The organism is Edaphobacter sp. (assembly GCF_035532915.1).
Classification (GTDB): Bacteria; Acidobacteriota; Terriglobia; order Terriglobales; family Acidobacteriaceae; genus Edaphobacter.
In genome coordinates, this window is the sequence record NZ_DATKQC010000130.1 from 1 (window position 1) to 16,961 (window position 16,961).

Below are 16,961 nucleotides of genomic sequence, written 5' to 3' on the forward strand. Positions count from 1 at the left end.
GAGCTAACCACAATCTGGCCACGCGAGTTGGTGATTGTTAGCGATTGACCGGGCGATCTGGGATCTTCAAGGTCGATCTTTGTAGTGGTGAGTGGGCCATCCAAGGGGCCTGTAAACAGGTTGGCGGACATCTTCGGCACCGTAAAGGTGCCATCAGCGGGATCGTAGCGCATCGTGCCATTCTGCAATTCAAACAATTGATACGGGGGCTTGTGATCGCATCCTCTGGGGTCACATCCAATGGTAATCAGCGTGCCATAATTCAGCGGAGCCGTCCGCATATTAATGAGTTCATGGTACGGTCCTCCATAGCTGTTCCATCGAATAGGCTCTAAAGTTCCCCCGCAGCCGATGTAGAGCGAACATGGATTACCGTTTATCCACAATGAAGGAAAATAGTTCGCGCTTATTCCAGAGCCACTGAACCCCCATATTTGCCCATTGGAGTTGGAACCACTCGGCAACGTGTGTTGAACCAGGCCTGTCATTCTTCCACCCATGTAAAACGTAGGATTGTGCGGGTTCTCAATCACATCGCCGGGAGCCCAGTCCACCGAATTTGGCTCCAAGGGAACACCGCCTGCGACCTCCGGGGCCACCACCTCCGCGCCTGGATAAAGGTGAAAGCCATAGTAAGAAGCCGGGAGATCGATTGTGGCAGCCTGACTGGTTGCGTCCGGCCCTGGTTGCGACCACTGCAGTTGATGGTTAACGTCGTCATCATAGCTAGGCAGGTGAACGGTTCCATTAAAAGAAGAATCGCTTGCTCCTGCGATCACGACAGACGCCGCATGGTTGAAAATATAGGGTCCGCCATTGCTAAAGCTTGCGGTGACTACGCCATTCCTTCTAGAAAGGTTTTTAAGCGCGATGGGAGGCTGGTACACTCTCAACACATTTGTCTTGGTTCCTCCCTTAACATTCCAGACATAAGCCAGATGACTTGCGTCCGTGGCGCCTACCACTTCATAGCTCGTCGGAAAACCATCGCGCGCCACATTACGGTCAAGACTCAGATACTGTCCACATAGTCCACCCTGCCATAGTGATGTAGGATTTTTAACGTCCGTGCCATTGGGATTTTTGTGGGTGATTGTCACATCCTGCCGCCCATTAGCGGCTTGCCCTACATTTGTGACTAGAACCTGCTCTGGGTACCACCCTCCGGCGAGGCACGCTTTACCAGTGACAAAGGAGCCGCGAACAAGACGTACGTTCGTGAGGGTGATCGTCTCGGGGACATCTTCGATCTTGATCCGTGGAATCGGCGTATCCACAATCCCAATCCCGGTCGATACCGGCAGCCTCGCCGAGACAGGCATAACATGCACAGAAGTTCCTTCAACCAGCGTCTCCTCCCCTGTCACGATGCCAGAGATCTTTCCCTTGCTGATATCCAGCATGTAAGCGCCATCGGTGGTCGCCTGCTGCGATTGCGGACCGGCAACATAGGTTACGGGCAAGAGCGTAGTTCCCGGCACCGCGCCCGCAGCCACTGTTCCGTGGAACCACTGGCTGGTTTCGCCGCCTTCGCGGGTATCCAGGGTAAACCCTTCGTCAGACTGAGCGGTCGCTCCCCCGTCGGTGTAGGCATAGATGTACTGGGCAGCGAAGTCGCCTGTAGCGTGCTTCACGGAACTAGAAGCATCCATCTGTCCTATTCCGCGAGTGTTAAACGTTCCGTTTGCTGAAGTTCCCAACTGCACGCTCCAGCCGCCGGCGTTGCCCCAACTGTAGCCCGGCGTCTTGAATTCGTAGAGATTATTGTGCCCGATCAGGTGGTGGGGATCGAACCGATCGAAGGTAAATCGTTGAGCAATCGAGACACTATGGGTCTGATAAATGCTGGAAGAATTGTGGAAGACCTCGCTCTGTGCCGGCGCCTCCCTGGCTGCGTCCTGCGTCTGCGCCATCGCGCCGCAGCTCAAGATCGTAGCTGCCAATACACATATATATTTCGCCAGTTTCATGAAGAGGCTCCTCATCAGCCATTCTATTTTGACTGCCGTCAGGCTGCATTCGCAGTTCTCTCTCCTCTCTTTCTAATCTTCTCGTTTCGCAGCAAGATCAGCTTTATAATCAGCCCCTATGGTCCGAAAAGCCCATCCCGTCCGCCACCCCGCGAATCAAACCCTGCTCATCGACGCAGACGACACGCTTTGGGAGAACAACATCTACTTTGAGCGGGCCATCGCCTCTTTCATCTCCTATCTCGATCATCGCGTCTATAACGCCGAGCAGGTCCGCGAGCGGCTCAACTGCGTTGAACGGGCCACCATCGCCTCTCGTGGCTATGGATTAACCAGCTTTCGTCAATCTCTCGTCACCTGTTTCGAGCAGCTTACCGATCGCCCCATTACGCCCGACAAACACGACCGCATCGTCAGCTTCGCCCAATCGATCGCCAACCAGGAGATCGAGCTTCTTCCCCACGTCTCCGAGACCCTCACCGAACTCGCCACGCGCCACCGTCTCATCCTCGTTACCAAGGGAGACCACGCCGAACAGACCGACAAACTTCGCCGCTCCGGTCTGGCTCCGCACTTCAGCGCCGTCGAGGTGCTGCCCGAAAAACATAACGCGGCTTACCGCAGCCTCTCCGCGCATCATGGCTGTGAAGCCAACACGACGTGGATGATCGGCAACAGTCCCAAATCCGATATCAATCCCGCCTTCGCCGCAGGACTCAACGCCATCTTCATCCCTCACGACTTCACCTGGGCGCTCGAGCATGAGAATATCGACCATCCACCCGCCGGACGGCACCTCCTGGAACTGGCCCACTTTGCAGACCTGACTCGCCACTTTTAGCTCAAGTTCCTCCTCCTCCCTGAAACTGTAAGGTTTGCCGGCCTCATCCGTCAGCTACAGTGTCGGATATAACAATCCGGCCAAAGGAGAACGAAAATGACTATCTATAGAAATATGAAAATGACTGTCGCTCTATGCCCTTGTGGAGTGGATTGTCCCTGCGGACCTGGCTGCGCCTGCCCGTCATCTCATTAACTCAAATCATCATGCGGCGTGGAGGCAACTCCATGCCGCTTTTTGAAGGGCTCATCCATTCATGCAAACTAAAGCTATCGCCGGCCTCATCGACCAGAGAAAGCAGTTTCTTCGCTTCGTCGAAAATCGTGTCAGCTCGCACGCCATCGCCGAGGACATTATTCAGGCTGCATACATCCGCGCGATGGAAAAAGCCTCTACCCTCCACAAAGACGAGTCCGCTGTGGCCTGGTTCTATCGCATCCTGCGCAATGCCGTCATCGATCACTACCGCCATCGCGCCGCCGAAGACCGCGCTCTCGAACAATGGGCCAAAGGCCTCATCACCGAGACGCAGCCTGACATGTCAATCCAGCAAATCGTCTGTCAATGCATCGACAACGTCCTCTCAACGCTCAAGCCCGCCTACAGCGAGATCATTCGCGACGTCGATCTTGCCGAAAACTCCATCGACGCGTTCGCCAAGAAATCGGGAATCACCCCGGCGAACGCCTCCGTCCGTGCTCATCGCGCCCGGCAAGCCCTCAAAAAGCAGCTTATTCTAACCTGTCGCACCTGTGCCAAGCATGGTTGCATCGACTGCACCTGCCCCTGAACCCTCCGGTCAATCTTTCTCGTAAAATCCCACACATTCACCCCTCATAAATATCCACCGGAAACTCCCTGTAACATTGAATGTGAAGTGAGAGGTGTATGAACGAAGGCCGTTGGGTTTTATTGATTGCGAGTGAAGTGGGTGGCACCGATTCCGTCTCCGACCGGGCCATGGAACGTTTAGTCGATGCCATCAAGCGAGAGGGCTACGAGGTCGTCCGCACCTCGACGCCCGAGGACGGCCTGTCGCTCGTCACCTCGGACCCATCCCACAGCGCCATCCTGCTCGACTGGGACCTCGAAGGCGACAACCAGTTCGACGAGCGCGCAGCCCTAAAGATCCTCCGTGCCGTTCGTCATCGCAACAAGAAGATACCTATCTTCCTCATCGCCGACCGAACCCTGGTCAGCGAGCTTCCCCTCGAAGTCGTCAAGCAGGTGCACGAGTATATCCACCTCTTTGGCGACACCCCAGCCTTCATCGCCAACCGCGTCGACTTCGCCGTCGAGCGTTACCACGAACAACTTCTTCCGCCATACTTCCGCGAACTAAAGAAGTACAACGATCAGGGTGCCTACTCCTGGGACGCACCCGGCCACATGGGCGGCGTAGCCTTCCTCAAGCATCCCGTCGGCATGGAGTTCCAGCGCTTCTTCGGCGAAAACATCATGCGCTCCGACCTCGGCATCTCCACTTCGCAACTTGGCTCGTGGCTCGATCACATCGGACCTCCGGGCGAGTCCGAGCGCAACGCCGCCCGCATCTTCGGCGCTGACTGGACCTTCTACGTCCTCGGCGGGTCGTCGACCTCAAACCAGATTGTGGGTCATGGAGTGATCGCGCAGGACGACATCGTCCTCGCCGACGCCAACTGTCACAAGTCCATCTGTCACTCCCTCACTGTCACCGGCGCGCGGCCTGTCTATATGAAGCCCACGCGCAACGGCTACGGCATGATCGGCCTTGTCCCCATCAAGCGTTTCAGCCCGGAGTTCATCCGCGGCCTCATCGATAAGAGCCCGCTCTGTAGCGGCGTGCCCAATCAGAATCCGACCTACGCCGTCGTCACCAACTCCACCTATGACGGACTCTGCTACGACGTCAACAGAGTCGTCACCGAGCTCTCGAAGTCTGTCCCTCGCGTTCACTTCGACGAAGCCTGGTACGCCTACGCCAAGTTCCACGAGATCTACCGCGGCCGTTTCGCCATGGGCGTCCCCGACGACATGCCCGATCGCCCAACCCTCTTCTCCGTGCAGTCGACCCACAAGATGCTCGCAGCCTTCTCCATGGGCTCGATGGTCCACATCAAGCTCAGCCCCCGCGCTCCGCTCGACTTCGACCAGTTCAACGAGTCCTTCATGATGCACGGGACGACATCTCCGTTCTATCCACTCATCGCGAGTCTCGACGTAGCCGCCGCCATGATGGACGAGCCCGCCGGGCCCACGCTGATGGACGAGACCATTCAGGATGCCATCACCTTCCGCAAGGCGATGTCCTCGGTCGCGCATCGCCTCCGCGCCGCTGACGAGGAAGGCGGCTGGTTCTTCCGTCTCTTCCAGCCCGAGCAGGTCACCGACTCCGTCACCGGCGTCACCCACGTCTTTGAAGAGGCTCCCGACGAACTGCTCGCCACCAACCCGCACTGCTGGACGCTCAAGCCCGGCGAAGACTGGCACGGATTCCAGAGCGACGACATCGCCGACGAATATTGTATGTTGGACCCCACCAAGGTCACTATCCTCATGCCCGGCGTCAACGCCCAGGGCAAGGTGGCAGAGTCGGGCATCCCCGCTGCCATCCTCACCGAATTCCTCGACAGCCGCCGCGTCGAAATCGCCCGCACCGGCGACTACACCGTCCTCGTCCTCTTCTCCGTCGGCACCTCCAAGGGCAAGTGGGGCAGCCTGCTCGAAAACCTCTTCGAGTTCAAGCGCCTCTACGACAGCGAAGCTCCTCTCGAAGAAGCGCTGCCCGAGCTCGTCGCCAAATATCCCAACCGCTATCGCAACACCACGCTCAAAGAGCTAAGCGACGAGATGCATTCCGTCATGATGCAGCTCCGCCTCGCCAACCTCGTCGGCGAAGCCTGCGACGAAGACTTCGATCCCGTCCTCACCCCTGCGCAGACCTATCAAAAGCTCCTGCGCAACGAGACGGAGAAGATCCGCTTCGCCGACATGCCCGGTCGCATCGCTGCCGTCATGCTGGTTCCCTACCCTCCCGGCATCCCCATGTCCATGCCCGGCGAGCGCTTCGGCGGAGCCGATAGCCCGGTCATCCGCCTCATCCTCGCCATGGAGGAGTTCGGCAAGCGCTTCCCCGGCTTCGAGCGCGAGGTCCACGGCGTCGAGGTCGACTCCGAAGGCAACTACTGGATGCGCAGCGTCGTCGAGTCCACCAGTAAGCGGCGCAACGGCAATGGCAAACACCGCCCGCCCAGCTCCGCTCCTCCGATCAAAAAGCCGCGCAAGCCAAAGCCGGTAATTGAGCCACCAATCGGCAATCTCAATCCGTTAGCGGAGCGATAGAGAAAGTTCACGCCTCTGGATCTTAACGGGCGAGGACGACATCACGCGTTTCTACAGCGCGTAGAATGACCCGCGGGCCAGTCTGTCATTACCTTTTAACTACTCGGGGGAGACATTCATGGCTGCGGTTCCTTATAATGCGCCTAGACGACGAGCCGCATACGTTACGGTCCGCCAACCAAGCTGAGTTTCGACAGCCTGGTAAATCAAAGCGGCCTGGTCTGCACGAACTGATCGGGAAGCCACAGTACTCGCACGAGGAAAGGCCCTACCCATTCGCGTTCACCTTATCAATCCCAGCGACAATTCTTTCGGAACAGCGGTTATCACTCCCAGATGGCTCTTCGTTCTAGCGGCGGCAACCCCCACCATCGCCGGAGACCCCATCCTCGTCGATGAGTCCCTCGAGCAGATTGTGCCCGAGACGATCTCGCCCGGCGACATCGTCGGCATCAGCGTACACACCGGCAATGCCCTGCGCGGATATGAGGTCGGACGCATGGCACGCGCGCGCGGAGCCTGGGTCATCTACGGCGGCATTCACGCGACGCTTTTTCCCGAAGAGTCCTTCGAGCTCGGCGAGGCCCACTGTGTCGTCAAGGGCGATGGAGATCTCGTCTGGGCCAAGGTCGTCACGGATTGCCTCGCTGGCAAGCCCGGAAAAATCTACGACGGCGGACGTCTAGAAGGTAGCGAGTTTATTCCCGCGCGATGGGACCTGATGCCGCGCGATAAATACATGTGGGCCTCGGTCCAGACCACTCGCGGCTGCCCTAAACACTGCTCCTTCTGCAGCGTCTGGCGCACCGACGGACAAAAACCGCGGCAGCGCCAGTTTCAAAAAGTGATCGACGAGATCGTCGCTCTGCGCCGCATCGGCTTCCGCTTCATCGCGCTCGCCGACGACAACTTCTATCCCGTCACACTGACCGACCTGCGGCTGGCCCGCGAGCAGAATAACCTCGCTCGGCTCGAAGAACTTACAAACATCCGCGCAGAGCGTTTCCGCTTGATGGAAGAGCTCGCCAAGCTGCCCAAGGACATGGTCTTCTTCACCCAGATCACGATGGAGGCAGGCGAGGACGGCGAATATCTCGACGCCATGCGCAAGGCCAATATCAAGGGCGCGCTCGTCGGCGTCGAAGCAGTGACGCCGGAGGGCCTCAAGGCCGTCTTCAAGGACTTCAACTACTCGGGCGAAGCACTTGCGAAGCAGCTCCAGACATTCAAACAGCACGGCGTGCATGTGCTCGGCTCCTTCATCTTCGGCCTGCCAACCGACAAGCCCGCCACCTTCGACGCCACCGTGGAGATGGCATTGAAGGCTGGTGTAACGTTTGCCCAGTTCGTCATGATGACGCCATTTCCCGGCACCGTGGACTTCCTCCGCTGGGAGAAAGAACAGGCGGAGCATCCGACCATGGTCGGCGATGTGCCCATCACGCGCTACTGGCTCATCCCGATCGCCGTTCGCCCAAAGATGTTCACGCCGCACCCGTCGATGGGCTCCGACGAGATCCGCGAGCGTACGCAGAAGGTCTGGGACCGCTTCTACAATTGGAGCGCCATCTGGGAGAGGTCTGCCTGCACGCCAAGCCTAAAATCGCGAGTCGCCTTCATGTTCCTCTCCAAGCTCTACCGCCAGATGTACGCGGGCACAGGAATCTCCAGCGACAGCGCCCGCCGCAAGAAGTCAAAGAAGTGGGCACGCTGGACAGCCGGACAGTGCAGGAAACTCTTTCAGGCGAAACCGATGCCCGAGCTGCAGTCGCCCATCTGGGAGCTGGATTTTTTGACCAACAGCCCGCGTCCCGCATTCCTGAACGGCGAGCATCCAAGCCAGCCAGGACCGTTCGCCGTTCTCCCATAGCCGTTCCCGAATCCTGGTGTCCCATGTCCCGCGTTCGGGACACGGGCTTCAACCACCTTCGTCGTTCGTCTCCGAAACAACGCACCTAATTCTGTGCGTTTGCTCCATCTGCCTAACCCGAATGGGGATGCTATACTAAGTCTCGGATTGCTCACCGCACCTCTCGCGTACCAACGTAAGAGAAACAATGCGGAGGTGGCGAAATTGGCAGACGCACTAGCTTGAGGTGCTAGCGCCGCAAGGCATAGGGGTTCAAGTCCCCTCCTCCGCACCAATCCAAAGAATCAATAAGATACGAGAAGGCCAGCCCAAAGCGGCTGGCCTTCTTTTTCGTCACTGTAACTATTTTTGTAACCATCTCGTGGAAACTGCCCCCAAACCCGAATGTCTGGACGAGTTCTCGGGATGCGCCACCGCTCATTTTCAAACCGGAAGAAACGGATGTGGCGCTCGACATCCTGGAAGAGGATATTTTGGCCTCCAAAATCCACAACGGTCGTGACCGGACCCACGCCATGAATCACGTCTTCTTTCTTGATGCGGCCATGCGCTACTTGATACGTGGAACCCCTTTGCCCCAGGTTTCAGGAGGGGCCAGGTCGCGACGGATCGTGGGCGAGGACAGATTTCTCTCGTTAGAATTGAAGATCGCTTGGCCTTGCGAAACGAGGTAATCGGCCGTGCGAGCGGCAAGTGCCTGGATTGTGAGGCCCGGATTGGCGGAACCCTGCGTTGGCAGAATACTGCCATCGCAAACAAATAGGTTTGGAATGTCGTGGCTGCGGCCAAATTTATCGACAACAGACTTTCGCGGATCCGATCCCATACGGCAAGCCCCAACCAAGTGTGCGTAGCGGGCTTCCTGAACCACTTCGATCGCCCCCGCCGCTTCCATGACCTCCATGGTCTTTTCTTTGGCGGCCTTGATCAGCTTCTTGTCATTGTCATGCAGGTCAAAGCTGACGTGCGCGATGGGAAGACCGTGACCATCTTTTTCGTCGGCAAGCGTAACGCGATTGTCCGGCCAGGGCAGGATTTCTCCCAACAAACCAAACGCGGCCCAATGGTTGTAATCCATCATTTCACGCCGCAAGCCCCAGCCCCATGCGCTTTTAGCAGCGAGAATCTGCTTGCCGAAGGCGATTGGCAATGGTCCGACAGTCTGGATCGCGAAGCCTCGTGCGAAATCGTTCTTCGGATCGGTTTCATAAAATTCTTCCGTTAAAGCGTGTGCAGGGGGTGCTTTGTATTGTCTGACCGGCCGATCGAAGCGTCCCATCACGACATTGCCGGCCTGGGCCATGAGATATCGTCCCAGAGTGTCGCTAGAGTTCGCGAGGCCGCGCTCAAAGCCTGGACAGGAGGAGTTCAAAAGGAGGCGCGGCGTTTCGATTGCATACCCGGAGATGATGACGGCTTTGGCCTTTTGAAAGTGTAGATCGCCTGCCAAATCGAAGTAGTGGACGCCGGTGACTCTGCCTTGTTTACCGAGTTCGACACGCGACACCATACATCTTTCCCTGATCTCCGCCCCCTTCTTGAGAGCGTCGGGAACATGTGTGATCAAGGTGCTCGCCTTCGCTCCTACTTTGCATCCCTGGATGCAAAAGCCTCGATAGATACAGTGCGGCCGATCTCCATGTGAGCCGGAAAGGATAGCAACCGGACCTCCGATCGACACTGGAATGTTGAGCGCCGTGCATCCCTTGATGAGCGCGTTCCCAACGCCGCCCATGGGGTGTGGGCCGTAGGCATAGCCGTGCGGATGCCCCCAGGGATAATATGCCGGCCCTGCGACAGGCATCTCCAATTCGAGTTGTTCGTAGTACGGTTTGATATCGGCGTAGCTGATTGGCCAATCGGCTCCAACGCCATCACGGGTATAGACCTCAAAGTCCGACGGATGGAAGCGGGGTGTGAAAGCGGCCCAATGAACCGAACCGCCGCCGACACCCTTGCCGCAATTGTTTGCCCCAAGCGCGAGGGGATCGCTTCCTCCGGTAATTCGTGGGTCTTCCCAGTAAAGGTCGTGAGAGCCAGCCTCATCGCTGACCCAATCCTTCTCCGTATCCCAAAAGGGGCCGGCTTCGAGCCCAACTACGTTAAAACCCGCGCGAGCCAGGCGCTGCAAGAGAACTCCGCCTGCCGAGCCAACGCCAACGATGACATAGTCGACCTCATCGGATTCGCGGAAGCGTCGCATTGGCAAGTCAATGTGTTGCAGCGCGCCAAGCATGTGTCTTTCATTGGGCGGTCCTTCAAAGGCGCCGAGGATTGGTTTCTTCATTTTGACCTCGGCTTAGAAGTGTGGCTGTTCTGATCCGACTCTGTGTGGTGATATGCGGTAGACTCCACTTCGTCCGAGACGCTCGCAGCGGGCGCCAACCAGTCGTAGGGCTTCTCCTCGACCTCCCACGGTTCGGGCTCTCCGCGTTCAAGCCTCGTGTAAGCACGCGGATAGGCGGGCCCACCGAAGCCGACCTCATCCCAAGCCCATGGATGAGCGTAGTACGCGTCGATCGCGTCGCCCATGATGAGTTGCCAGAAACGATGGATAGACATCTTCTTCCAGATGTCCTTTCCAGAGAGGGGCTTGCGATCATGAATGGCTTTCAGGACAAGGTCCTGATGAAGGTGCGGCAATAGGAGAAAGTCTCCGCCGTACCGCTCTTGCGATTCCTGATTAATTGCCTCAATCCCATAGGTCTTATAAATATCGCGGTCATGGGGCATGGACTCATACCGATAGCCCACGGTCTGGTTGAGGTACAGCCGATGGTCGAGCGGACCAACGATTGAGATCTGACGATCTGCTGTTCGGTCTGTCTGCGGTATGAGATGAGCAAAAACCGTCGCCCAGAACTTCCATTCTTCTTCCGTAAAGAACTTCATTTGTGGAGAAGACTGGACGCGCTTCTCAACTGTGAGGCGAGTGGCTTCATCCCAGAACGGGCTCTGCGAGAGCGTACTGAAGCGCGGATAATATCCGGGCTCACGGGTAAGCTGCAAGGGTTCGCCTGTCTTCGCATCGCGCGGACGCCGCGAAGGATCGGCCTGCTCAATCGTTATATTCATCGGCTCCTCCGGCGAAGCATGCTGGCGAGAACGCCGAGCATGCCCGCAGCGCCAAACAGCAAAGGGGCGAAGATCGGTGGCCCGTACATGATGTTGTAAAGCAGGTTCTTCGTCCCACCAGGTCTGCGGAGCACGCCGCGGCCGTGATAGAAAAAGCCCACGGCAGCGTCTGCTCCAGCAATTACTGAAAGTGCAGGCAGCGCGGTTGTGGCGATCTTTCGACTCTTGACCGAAGCGAATGCTGTTCCCGCAAGTACCGGAGCGATTATGACCGGAGTCCACTGTGCCCAGTAGCGGAAGTTGTTTTTGTAGTGTGAGTAGTAGGCCTCGAAGCCGCTGAGCAATGCGCTGATTCCTGTCACGATGGCTACCTGGCGCTGGAACTTGCCTTCACGCACGTCTTGCTCGGTCGAGAGCAGTTCCCGGCCTTCGCTTGAAGGGAATAAACGAGCAAGGAAGGTATCTCTCCCGGTTCCCGAAGCTTTTCCCGTGACTTCCTCCCGTTGAAGGTAAGAAGCGATCAGCCCTAAATAGGCGCTCGTTCCGAAAAGCAATGGCGCGAAGATGGGGGGCCCCATAATCATGTTTGTCATGGGAAGACGCCACCCGCCAGGCTTGCGCTTGATTCCGCGCAGGTGAAAGTAGAAGCCAATTGCCGCATCGATGATCGTGACGAAAGACACCAATCGCAAAACCGTTCGTGCTGCTCGGCGGCTGAAGAAGCCGGAGAATCCAGCGGTAGCCAGAAGCGCGCTTAAAATCACCGGCGTGTACATGACACGGCGGCTGTAGCTGCCGCGATAGTGCTCGTAAGCTACTTCCAAACCGCTAACCACGCTCGTAATTGCAGTCAAGAGTGCGAGACTCCGCTGAAACCGACCTTCGCGGATATGATTTGCGATGATCTGCAGGTCTTTGCCCGAATGCTGCAAGGATAACGAAGAGTCCTCGGACATGGGCTAAATCACCTCGCGAATCTTGTCTTCGGCAATGGTCTTGATGATTTTCATCGCATCTTTCTGGCCGCGGAGCAGTGACTTCGCGAACTTGATCGCTTGCTCGGTTGTGGCTTTGCCGGGCATCGGGGGTTCGTTTGGATCGACAACTGCTTGCACAACGGACGGACCTCTATGCGCAAGAGCTTCTCGAAGAACTCGTTCAGCATCCTCAGGGCGTTCTATTGTGAAGCCACGGGCGCCGCATGCCTGCGCAACCATCGCAAAGTCGATCGGCTCCAATTCGACGCCGAATTCCGGATTGCCCTCCAAGATCATCTGCTCCCATTTGATCTGCCCGAGAACATTGTTCTTGATTACGATGACCGTGACCTGCAGCTTGTACTTCACCAGTGTCGCGATCTCACCCATCAGCATCGTGAGTCCTCCGTCACCGACCACGCAAACCACTTGGCGGCCGGGATAGGCGATCGCAGCGCCGATACTGTACGGAAGTCCATTCGCCATCGTGGCAAGAGAGCCCGACAAAGAGAACTGCATCGTTCCTCGGATATCAACGTGGCGGGCCGTCCAGGTCGCAATCGTTCCACTGTCGGACGAAACGATGGCATCGTCGCTCAAAAGTTTGTTCAACGTATGGGTAACTACCTGTGGCTTCATCGGCATATCTTTTCGTGTGCCACGTTCATCCATCAACTGGTTCCAGTTCTTCATCCGTTCCTGGGCGGTCTTGAGGAATTTATTATTTTTCTTCTTCAGGAGCGGGAGGAGCGCTGCCAGAATCGTCTTTGCGTCACCAACGAGCGCCGTATCGACGGGATGCCGTAGCCCGATGCGTGTTGCATCGATCTCGATCTGCACGCATTTCGCCTGCCCCGGCTTAGGTAGGAACTCCATATACGGATAGCTCGTGCCGATCATGATGAGCGTGTCGCACTCTTCCATAGCGTCTACCGACGGCGCAGTTCCGAGCAGACCCAGACCACCGGTGGTGTAGGGACTACGATCGGGCAGGACGGCCTTTCCAAGAAGCGCCTTGACCACGGGGCCGCCGACGATCTCCGCCAGTTGGCCTACTTCCTCCCTTGCGCCCAGTGCACCGCGACCGACAAAGACGGTTACTTTCGATCCCTTGTTGATGATGTCGGCTGCCTTCTGGATCATCGCAGCGGAAGGTCGCGCCGTGGACGGAACGCTCCAATCGCCGCTGTGCTGGGCGACATTGCCGCTACTGCGGTGCTTATCGGTGACTTCCCACTCCTGAATGTCTTTGGGAATGCAGATGTGGGATACGCCCTTTCGCGCATAGGCGGTACGGACTGCCATGTCGACGACGTTGACCGCATGCGCTGGACCCATGACGCGCTCGTTGAAGACGGATACGTCCATGTAGAGCTTGTCCAAGTCGACATCCTGCTGGTAGTCCATGCCGATCAGGTCGTGGAAGGTATGCCCAGTGATCGCCAACACTGGTTGCAAATCGCATTTGGCATCGTAGAGACCGTTCAAGAGGTGCACGCCGCCAGGGCCGGAGGTAGCGCAACAGACTCCGATGCGACCGGTGTACTTGGCATATCCCACGGCGGCAAAGGCCGCCGCCTCTTCATGACGCACCTGAATGAACTTGAGTTTGTCCTGATGTGTCCGCAGGGATTCGAAGAAGCCGTCCACGCCGTCTCCTGGAAAGCCGAAGATCGTGTCCACTCCCCACTCAATGAGTCTTTCAACGATAAGATCGGACACTTGCTTTGCCATGAGATTGCTCCTTTGTTCGGTTGCTGCTATGGGTTGAGACCTCTGAGTGTTGTCAGATTGCGTAGGGTTCCGCTGCTTTGGTCTTCAGTTCGAGCCCCGCTCCGGGCCTCGATAAATTGGGCTTCATGACCCCGGATACCGGTTCACAGAAGCCATCGAAAAACATTCGCTCAATGCGAGCGTGGTCATGGAAAAACTCCATGTGGATTGCGCGGGGCACGGCACAGCAGACATGCAGGTGCATGCTCGGTCCACAGTGTGAAGAAAGCGGAATATTGGCAGCCCAGCACAGCGCTGCGACATCGAGGAAGCCGCTTATGCCTCCGCAGCGGGTAGCGTCTGCCTGTAGGACAGTGATTGCCTGCGCATCGATCATCTGCTTGAAATACCACGCGGTGTAACCATATTCACCGGCCGCAATATCCATCCCATGGGGTGCGCGACTTCGAATCTGATTAAGGCCAGTCAAGTTGTCCGAGCTGACAGGCTCTTCAAACCAGCGGACATTTTGTTCGGAGAATAGAAGCGCTAGTTCGAGCGCCTGGGTCACGGAATAAGCCCCATTCGCATCTACGAAGAGCTCCGTGTCGTCACCTATCGCCTTCCGCGCTACTGACACTCGACGGGGATCATCGGAAGGATGCGTGCCCACCTTCATCTTCACCATGGAGCAGCCCTGCTTCACCCACCCCGCAAGCTGCGTCTCGAGTTGTTCGTCGTTGTAGGAGGTGAATCCACCACTTCCGTATACCGGAATACTTTCCCGCACCATACCGAGCAGGCTGACCAATGGAATATTCAGCAGTCGAGCACGCAAGTCCCAGAGCGCATTGTCGATGGCTGCGATCGCCATCATGGTGATGCCCGTTTCACCGAGGTTTCGCACATGGCGGTACATTGACTGGAGGATCGCGCCGTGCGAGAAGACATCGCACCCTGTAACCACCATTTCGAGAAGAGTCTCTACCAGTTTTCCGGTGGCAACGTCTGCGTAGGTGTAGCCCAAGCCTTGATGATGGCCGCTTTCAAGCGTAACCAAGACCATAGTGCTGCTGTTCCATGCATAGGTGCCATCAGCCTCTGGTGCGTCCGTCGGAATGGTGAATACCCGGACCTTGCTAGCCGAAATGTTTGCTTGAGAAAACATGAAATCCTTGAAAGTTCGTAACAACACACGCCCCAGTCAATGGATCGAAACTGCCCTGAGTTGTGGCTGGGCAGGTAACGATCTGCGATGAACTGGCGCGTCCGCTATATTTTGCTCACCTTGGGGAGAGCAATAGAAACTCTGACATTTGAGTCATGACCACGGCACTCCCTCCGCCACGGGCCAGTGGCCTGCCTGCAATACAACGGATGGGGGACTCGAGCAAACCAAGTCATTAAGAGAAGAGCGTGTTCGTGCGGCCCAGTTCGTAGTGCATCGTTGCTCACCAACTGCCATCAACTTTCCGCCTTTACGTACGAATTGTGTGATGCGAGAATACGGGGTTAGTGTTGCAGCCTTGGGCATCACGCTCTTGCATCTCATGAATCAAGGGCCGTCATCAGTGACCGGCGCAGAGGAGAACATGACGCAGCCGCAGGTGGTTGCAATCCGAGCGCTTCTGCTGGTTTAGGTCGCGCCATCACTCACGGATTCGCTAGACGAGGGGCTTCCATCGGCTTGCTTGCACGCAATCCAGAGGCGCTGGAGGCCGCAAGACAGGAGTGCGAGCCTTGGGCGGACGGGCGATGGTCTTGCCTGTGGATGTTTCAATGCGAAAGCTGGAGATGCCGGAATCCGCGCGCAATTCGTCGCAGACTTTTGGAAGCAACCAGTCGGCGGAGTCCATCGCAGTGCGCGGTCCAAGGGCGGCGAAGTCCTCGGGGGGATCCAGACACCGCGGCTGCGCCGGGGCGGAGCAGGCCGGTTCCGCCCCAAACATGCCAGGATGGTTCCATCCTGGCCCACTTAGGAAGGGGTGGTGCGGGCGGAGGGAATTGAACCCTCACGGCCTTGCGGCCTGCGGATTTTCATACCACTTCGGCTTTCACCGCCCCGCCAACGGTGGGTTCGTGGTCTGGACTATCCCTTCACCATTCCCCGTATGAGGTTTAGGTGCTGCCCGTCTAGTCTCTACACCGTCCCAGAAGTGATTCTGGGCTTGGCTCGGGATTGCCGTTTAAGGTTTCCCCGACTTTGAGCAGTTCTACGCCATCGGTTTCCCGGTGGGCACTCAAGCGCTTAAGTCCGCTGCGTCTGCCATTTCGCCACGCCCGCGTGATGAGTACAACACAACCATCATAAAGCACGGAGCGAATATCTACGCTTCGTCAGCCAAGGGGATGGCTTCCATTCGTCCGGGATCTTTCTTTGAATTCGTCTTTTTCTTCGGAGACTGCCTCATGATGTTGATTGCGGAGCCATGCTCGATGGAAAATCTTCGGCTACCAGCGATACGTTCTGACAAGTTCGGATTTTGAGTCAGCTTTTTCCACAGTTGCACGGCCTTGCAAGTGCGCGCACCTTGACTGCATAAAGGGATATATAACAATGACTTGCACGGTACTTGCATTTCGCATGACGTTGCAGGGCGAGGCACTATCTACAAGGACAAAGTATCACCAGAAGTATCCCCGAAAAACTCAGCGGACTTGTGTACCGTCCCCTCAAAATTTGGTGATACTTCGGGGATACGTTTGGCTAGTTCAGCACCGCTGCGATCGGCGGATTTTTGGTCCGCCGGTGGCAGCGAGCATAGGGTTGGATCATTTTCCTACCTGCCGACCCGCCCTCTTATAGCACTGGCTTTGGCCGGCGAGCCTTAATGTCCCAGACGGCGCGGCGTAACGCGCGATGAGACGCAGCTCCTGACCCGTATACGCGGCAGAGTGAGATTGTTGACGTATTCCGCCTATACTTGCCGAACATGTTGCCTCTGATTGATGTGGCGGAGCCGATTGCGACACGACGCAGAGCCATTGGCTTAACCTTCCCTCCAGCTTCAAGAAGTCGATTGCGCGAAGCGATCGGCGCTACGTCAATGATGTCCAGGTCAACCGTCGTTCGTACGGAACCGTAATACTGGGTGACAGCAAAGCCGCCAATACAAGGAATCTTCGTCGGCTCGCCGGCGATCGGATCAAGTTCTCTCAGGAACGACAACCAAGGCTCAGGCAGCGTAGTG

General features: G+C 57.1%; 13 protein-coding genes and 1 tRNA gene. 6 read left to right on the forward strand and 8 right to left on the reverse strand.

Going from position 1 to position 16,961, the window contains the following annotated elements; translation table 11 throughout:
- Positions 1-1,970, reverse strand: a 1,970-nt coding sequence (locus VMU57_RS06420; RefSeq protein WP_325381806.1) for a hypothetical protein, incomplete at its 3' end; no start/stop codon positions are given.
- Between the two features lie 118 nt (positions 1,971-2,088).
- On the opposite strand from VMU57_RS06420, the gene VMU57_RS06425 reads away from it, so the two are divergent.
- From VMU57_RS06425 to VMU57_RS06445, 5 genes are all read left to right on the forward strand, one after another.
- Positions 2,089-2,811: an HAD hydrolase-like protein gene (locus tag VMU57_RS06425; RefSeq protein ID WP_325381807.1), complete on the forward strand. Its 723-nt coding sequence runs from the start codon at positions 2,089-2,091 to the stop codon at positions 2,809-2,811.
- 256 nt (positions 2,812-3,067) lie between these two features.
- The gene (locus tag VMU57_RS06430; protein WP_325381808.1) at positions 3,068-3,601 is read left to right on the forward strand and encodes a sigma-70 family RNA polymerase sigma factor; all 534 of its coding nucleotides are present in this window, start codon (positions 3,068-3,070) and stop codon (positions 3,599-3,601) included.
- A 98-nt stretch (positions 3,602-3,699) separates the two neighbouring features.
- A complete protein-coding gene (locus VMU57_RS06435) occupies positions 3,700-6,135 on the forward strand; it encodes an Orn/Lys/Arg decarboxylase N-terminal domain-containing protein (protein WP_325381809.1) in 2,436 nt (811 codons plus the stop codon).
- A 415-nt stretch (positions 6,136-6,550) separates the two neighbouring features.
- Positions 6,551-8,005: a radical SAM protein gene (locus VMU57_RS06440; protein ID WP_325381810.1), complete on the forward strand. Its 1,455-nt coding sequence runs from the start codon at positions 6,551-6,553 to the stop codon at positions 8,003-8,005.
- Positions 8,006-8,194: 189 nt separating this feature from the next.
- Positions 8,195-8,279: transfer RNA gene (locus VMU57_RS06445), tRNA-Leu, on the forward strand.
- 276 nt (positions 8,280-8,555) lie between these two features.
- Here VMU57_RS06445 and VMU57_RS06450 read toward each other — a convergent pair.
- Positions 8,556-10,010 (reverse strand): GMC family oxidoreductase, encoded by a 1,455-nt coding sequence (locus VMU57_RS06450; RefSeq protein ID WP_325381817.1) that lies wholly within the window; start codon positions 10,008-10,010, stop codon positions 8,556-8,558.
- Here VMU57_RS06450 and VMU57_RS06455 point away from each other — a divergent pair.
- Complete coding sequence (locus VMU57_RS06455) at positions 9,936-10,325, forward strand: hypothetical protein (RefSeq protein WP_325381818.1); 390 nt, start codon at positions 9,936-9,938, stop codon at positions 10,323-10,325. The genes VMU57_RS06450 and VMU57_RS06455 overlap by 75 nt on opposite strands.
- Here VMU57_RS06455 and VMU57_RS06460 read toward each other — a convergent pair.
- The 6 genes from VMU57_RS06460 to VMU57_RS06485 all read right to left on the reverse strand — a co-directional run.
- The gene (locus VMU57_RS06460) at positions 10,289-11,080 is read right to left on the reverse strand and encodes a gluconate 2-dehydrogenase subunit 3 family protein (protein WP_325381811.1); all 792 of its coding nucleotides are present in this window, start codon (positions 11,078-11,080) and stop codon (positions 10,289-10,291) included. The two genes, VMU57_RS06455 and VMU57_RS06460, sit on opposite strands and share 37 nt — an antisense overlap.
- Positions 11,077-11,934: a hypothetical protein gene (locus tag VMU57_RS06465; RefSeq protein ID WP_325381812.1), complete on the reverse strand. Its 858-nt coding sequence runs from the start codon at positions 11,932-11,934 to the stop codon at positions 11,077-11,079. The genes VMU57_RS06460 and VMU57_RS06465 overlap by 4 nt, the downstream gene beginning before the upstream one ends.
- A 105-nt stretch (positions 11,935-12,039) precedes the next feature.
- Complete coding sequence (locus VMU57_RS06470) at positions 12,040-13,791, reverse strand: thiamine pyrophosphate-dependent enzyme (protein WP_325381813.1); 1,752 nt, start codon at positions 13,789-13,791, stop codon at positions 12,040-12,042.
- 52 nt (positions 13,792-13,843) lie between these two features.
- Positions 13,844-14,938 carry an enolase C-terminal domain-like protein gene (locus tag VMU57_RS06475; RefSeq protein WP_325381814.1) on the reverse strand — a complete coding sequence of 365 codons (1,095 nt, stop codon included), beginning with the start codon at positions 14,936-14,938 and terminating at the stop codon, positions 13,844-13,846.
- Between the two features lie 496 nt (positions 14,939-15,434).
- A complete protein-coding gene (locus VMU57_RS06480) occupies positions 15,435-15,719 on the reverse strand; it encodes a hypothetical protein (protein ID WP_325381815.1) in 285 nt (94 codons plus the stop codon).
- Positions 15,720-16,570: 851 nt separating this feature from the next.
- Positions 16,571-16,961 (reverse strand): hypothetical protein (locus tag VMU57_RS06485; protein ID WP_325381816.1); only part of this gene is annotated, 391 nt, incomplete at its 5' end.

What these genes read in the sequence shown, in the direction of transcription:
- VMU57_RS06425 (WP_325381807.1), top strand. Translation starts at nt 2,089, where the DNA reads ATGGTCCGAAAAGCCCATCCCGTCCGCCACCCCGCGAATCAAACCCTG.
- VMU57_RS06430 (WP_325381808.1), top strand. Translation starts at nt 3,068, where the DNA reads ATGCAAACTAAAGCTATCGCCGGCCTCATCGACCAGAGAAAGCAGTTT.
- VMU57_RS06435 (WP_325381809.1), top strand. Translation starts at nt 3,700, where the DNA reads ATGAACGAAGGCCGTTGGGTTTTATTGATTGCGAGTGAAGTGGGTGGC.
- VMU57_RS06455 (WP_325381818.1), top strand. Translation starts at nt 9,936, where the DNA reads ATGAACCGAACCGCCGCCGACACCCTTGCCGCAATTGTTTGCCCCAAG.
- VMU57_RS06460 (WP_325381811.1), bottom strand. Translation starts at nt 11,080, where the DNA reads ATGAATATAACGATTGAGCAGGCCGATCCTTCGCGGCGTCCGCGCGAT.
- VMU57_RS06470 (WP_325381813.1), bottom strand. Translation starts at nt 13,791, where the DNA reads ATGGCAAAGCAAGTGTCCGATCTTATCGTTGAAAGACTCATTGAGTGG.
- VMU57_RS06475 (WP_325381814.1), bottom strand. Translation starts at nt 14,938, where the DNA reads ATGTTTTCTCAAGCAAACATTTCGGCTAGCAAGGTCCGGGTATTCACC.
- VMU57_RS06480 (WP_325381815.1), bottom strand. Translation starts at nt 15,719, where the DNA reads ATGTTTGGGGCGGAACCGGCCTGCTCCGCCCCGGCGCAGCCGCGGTGT.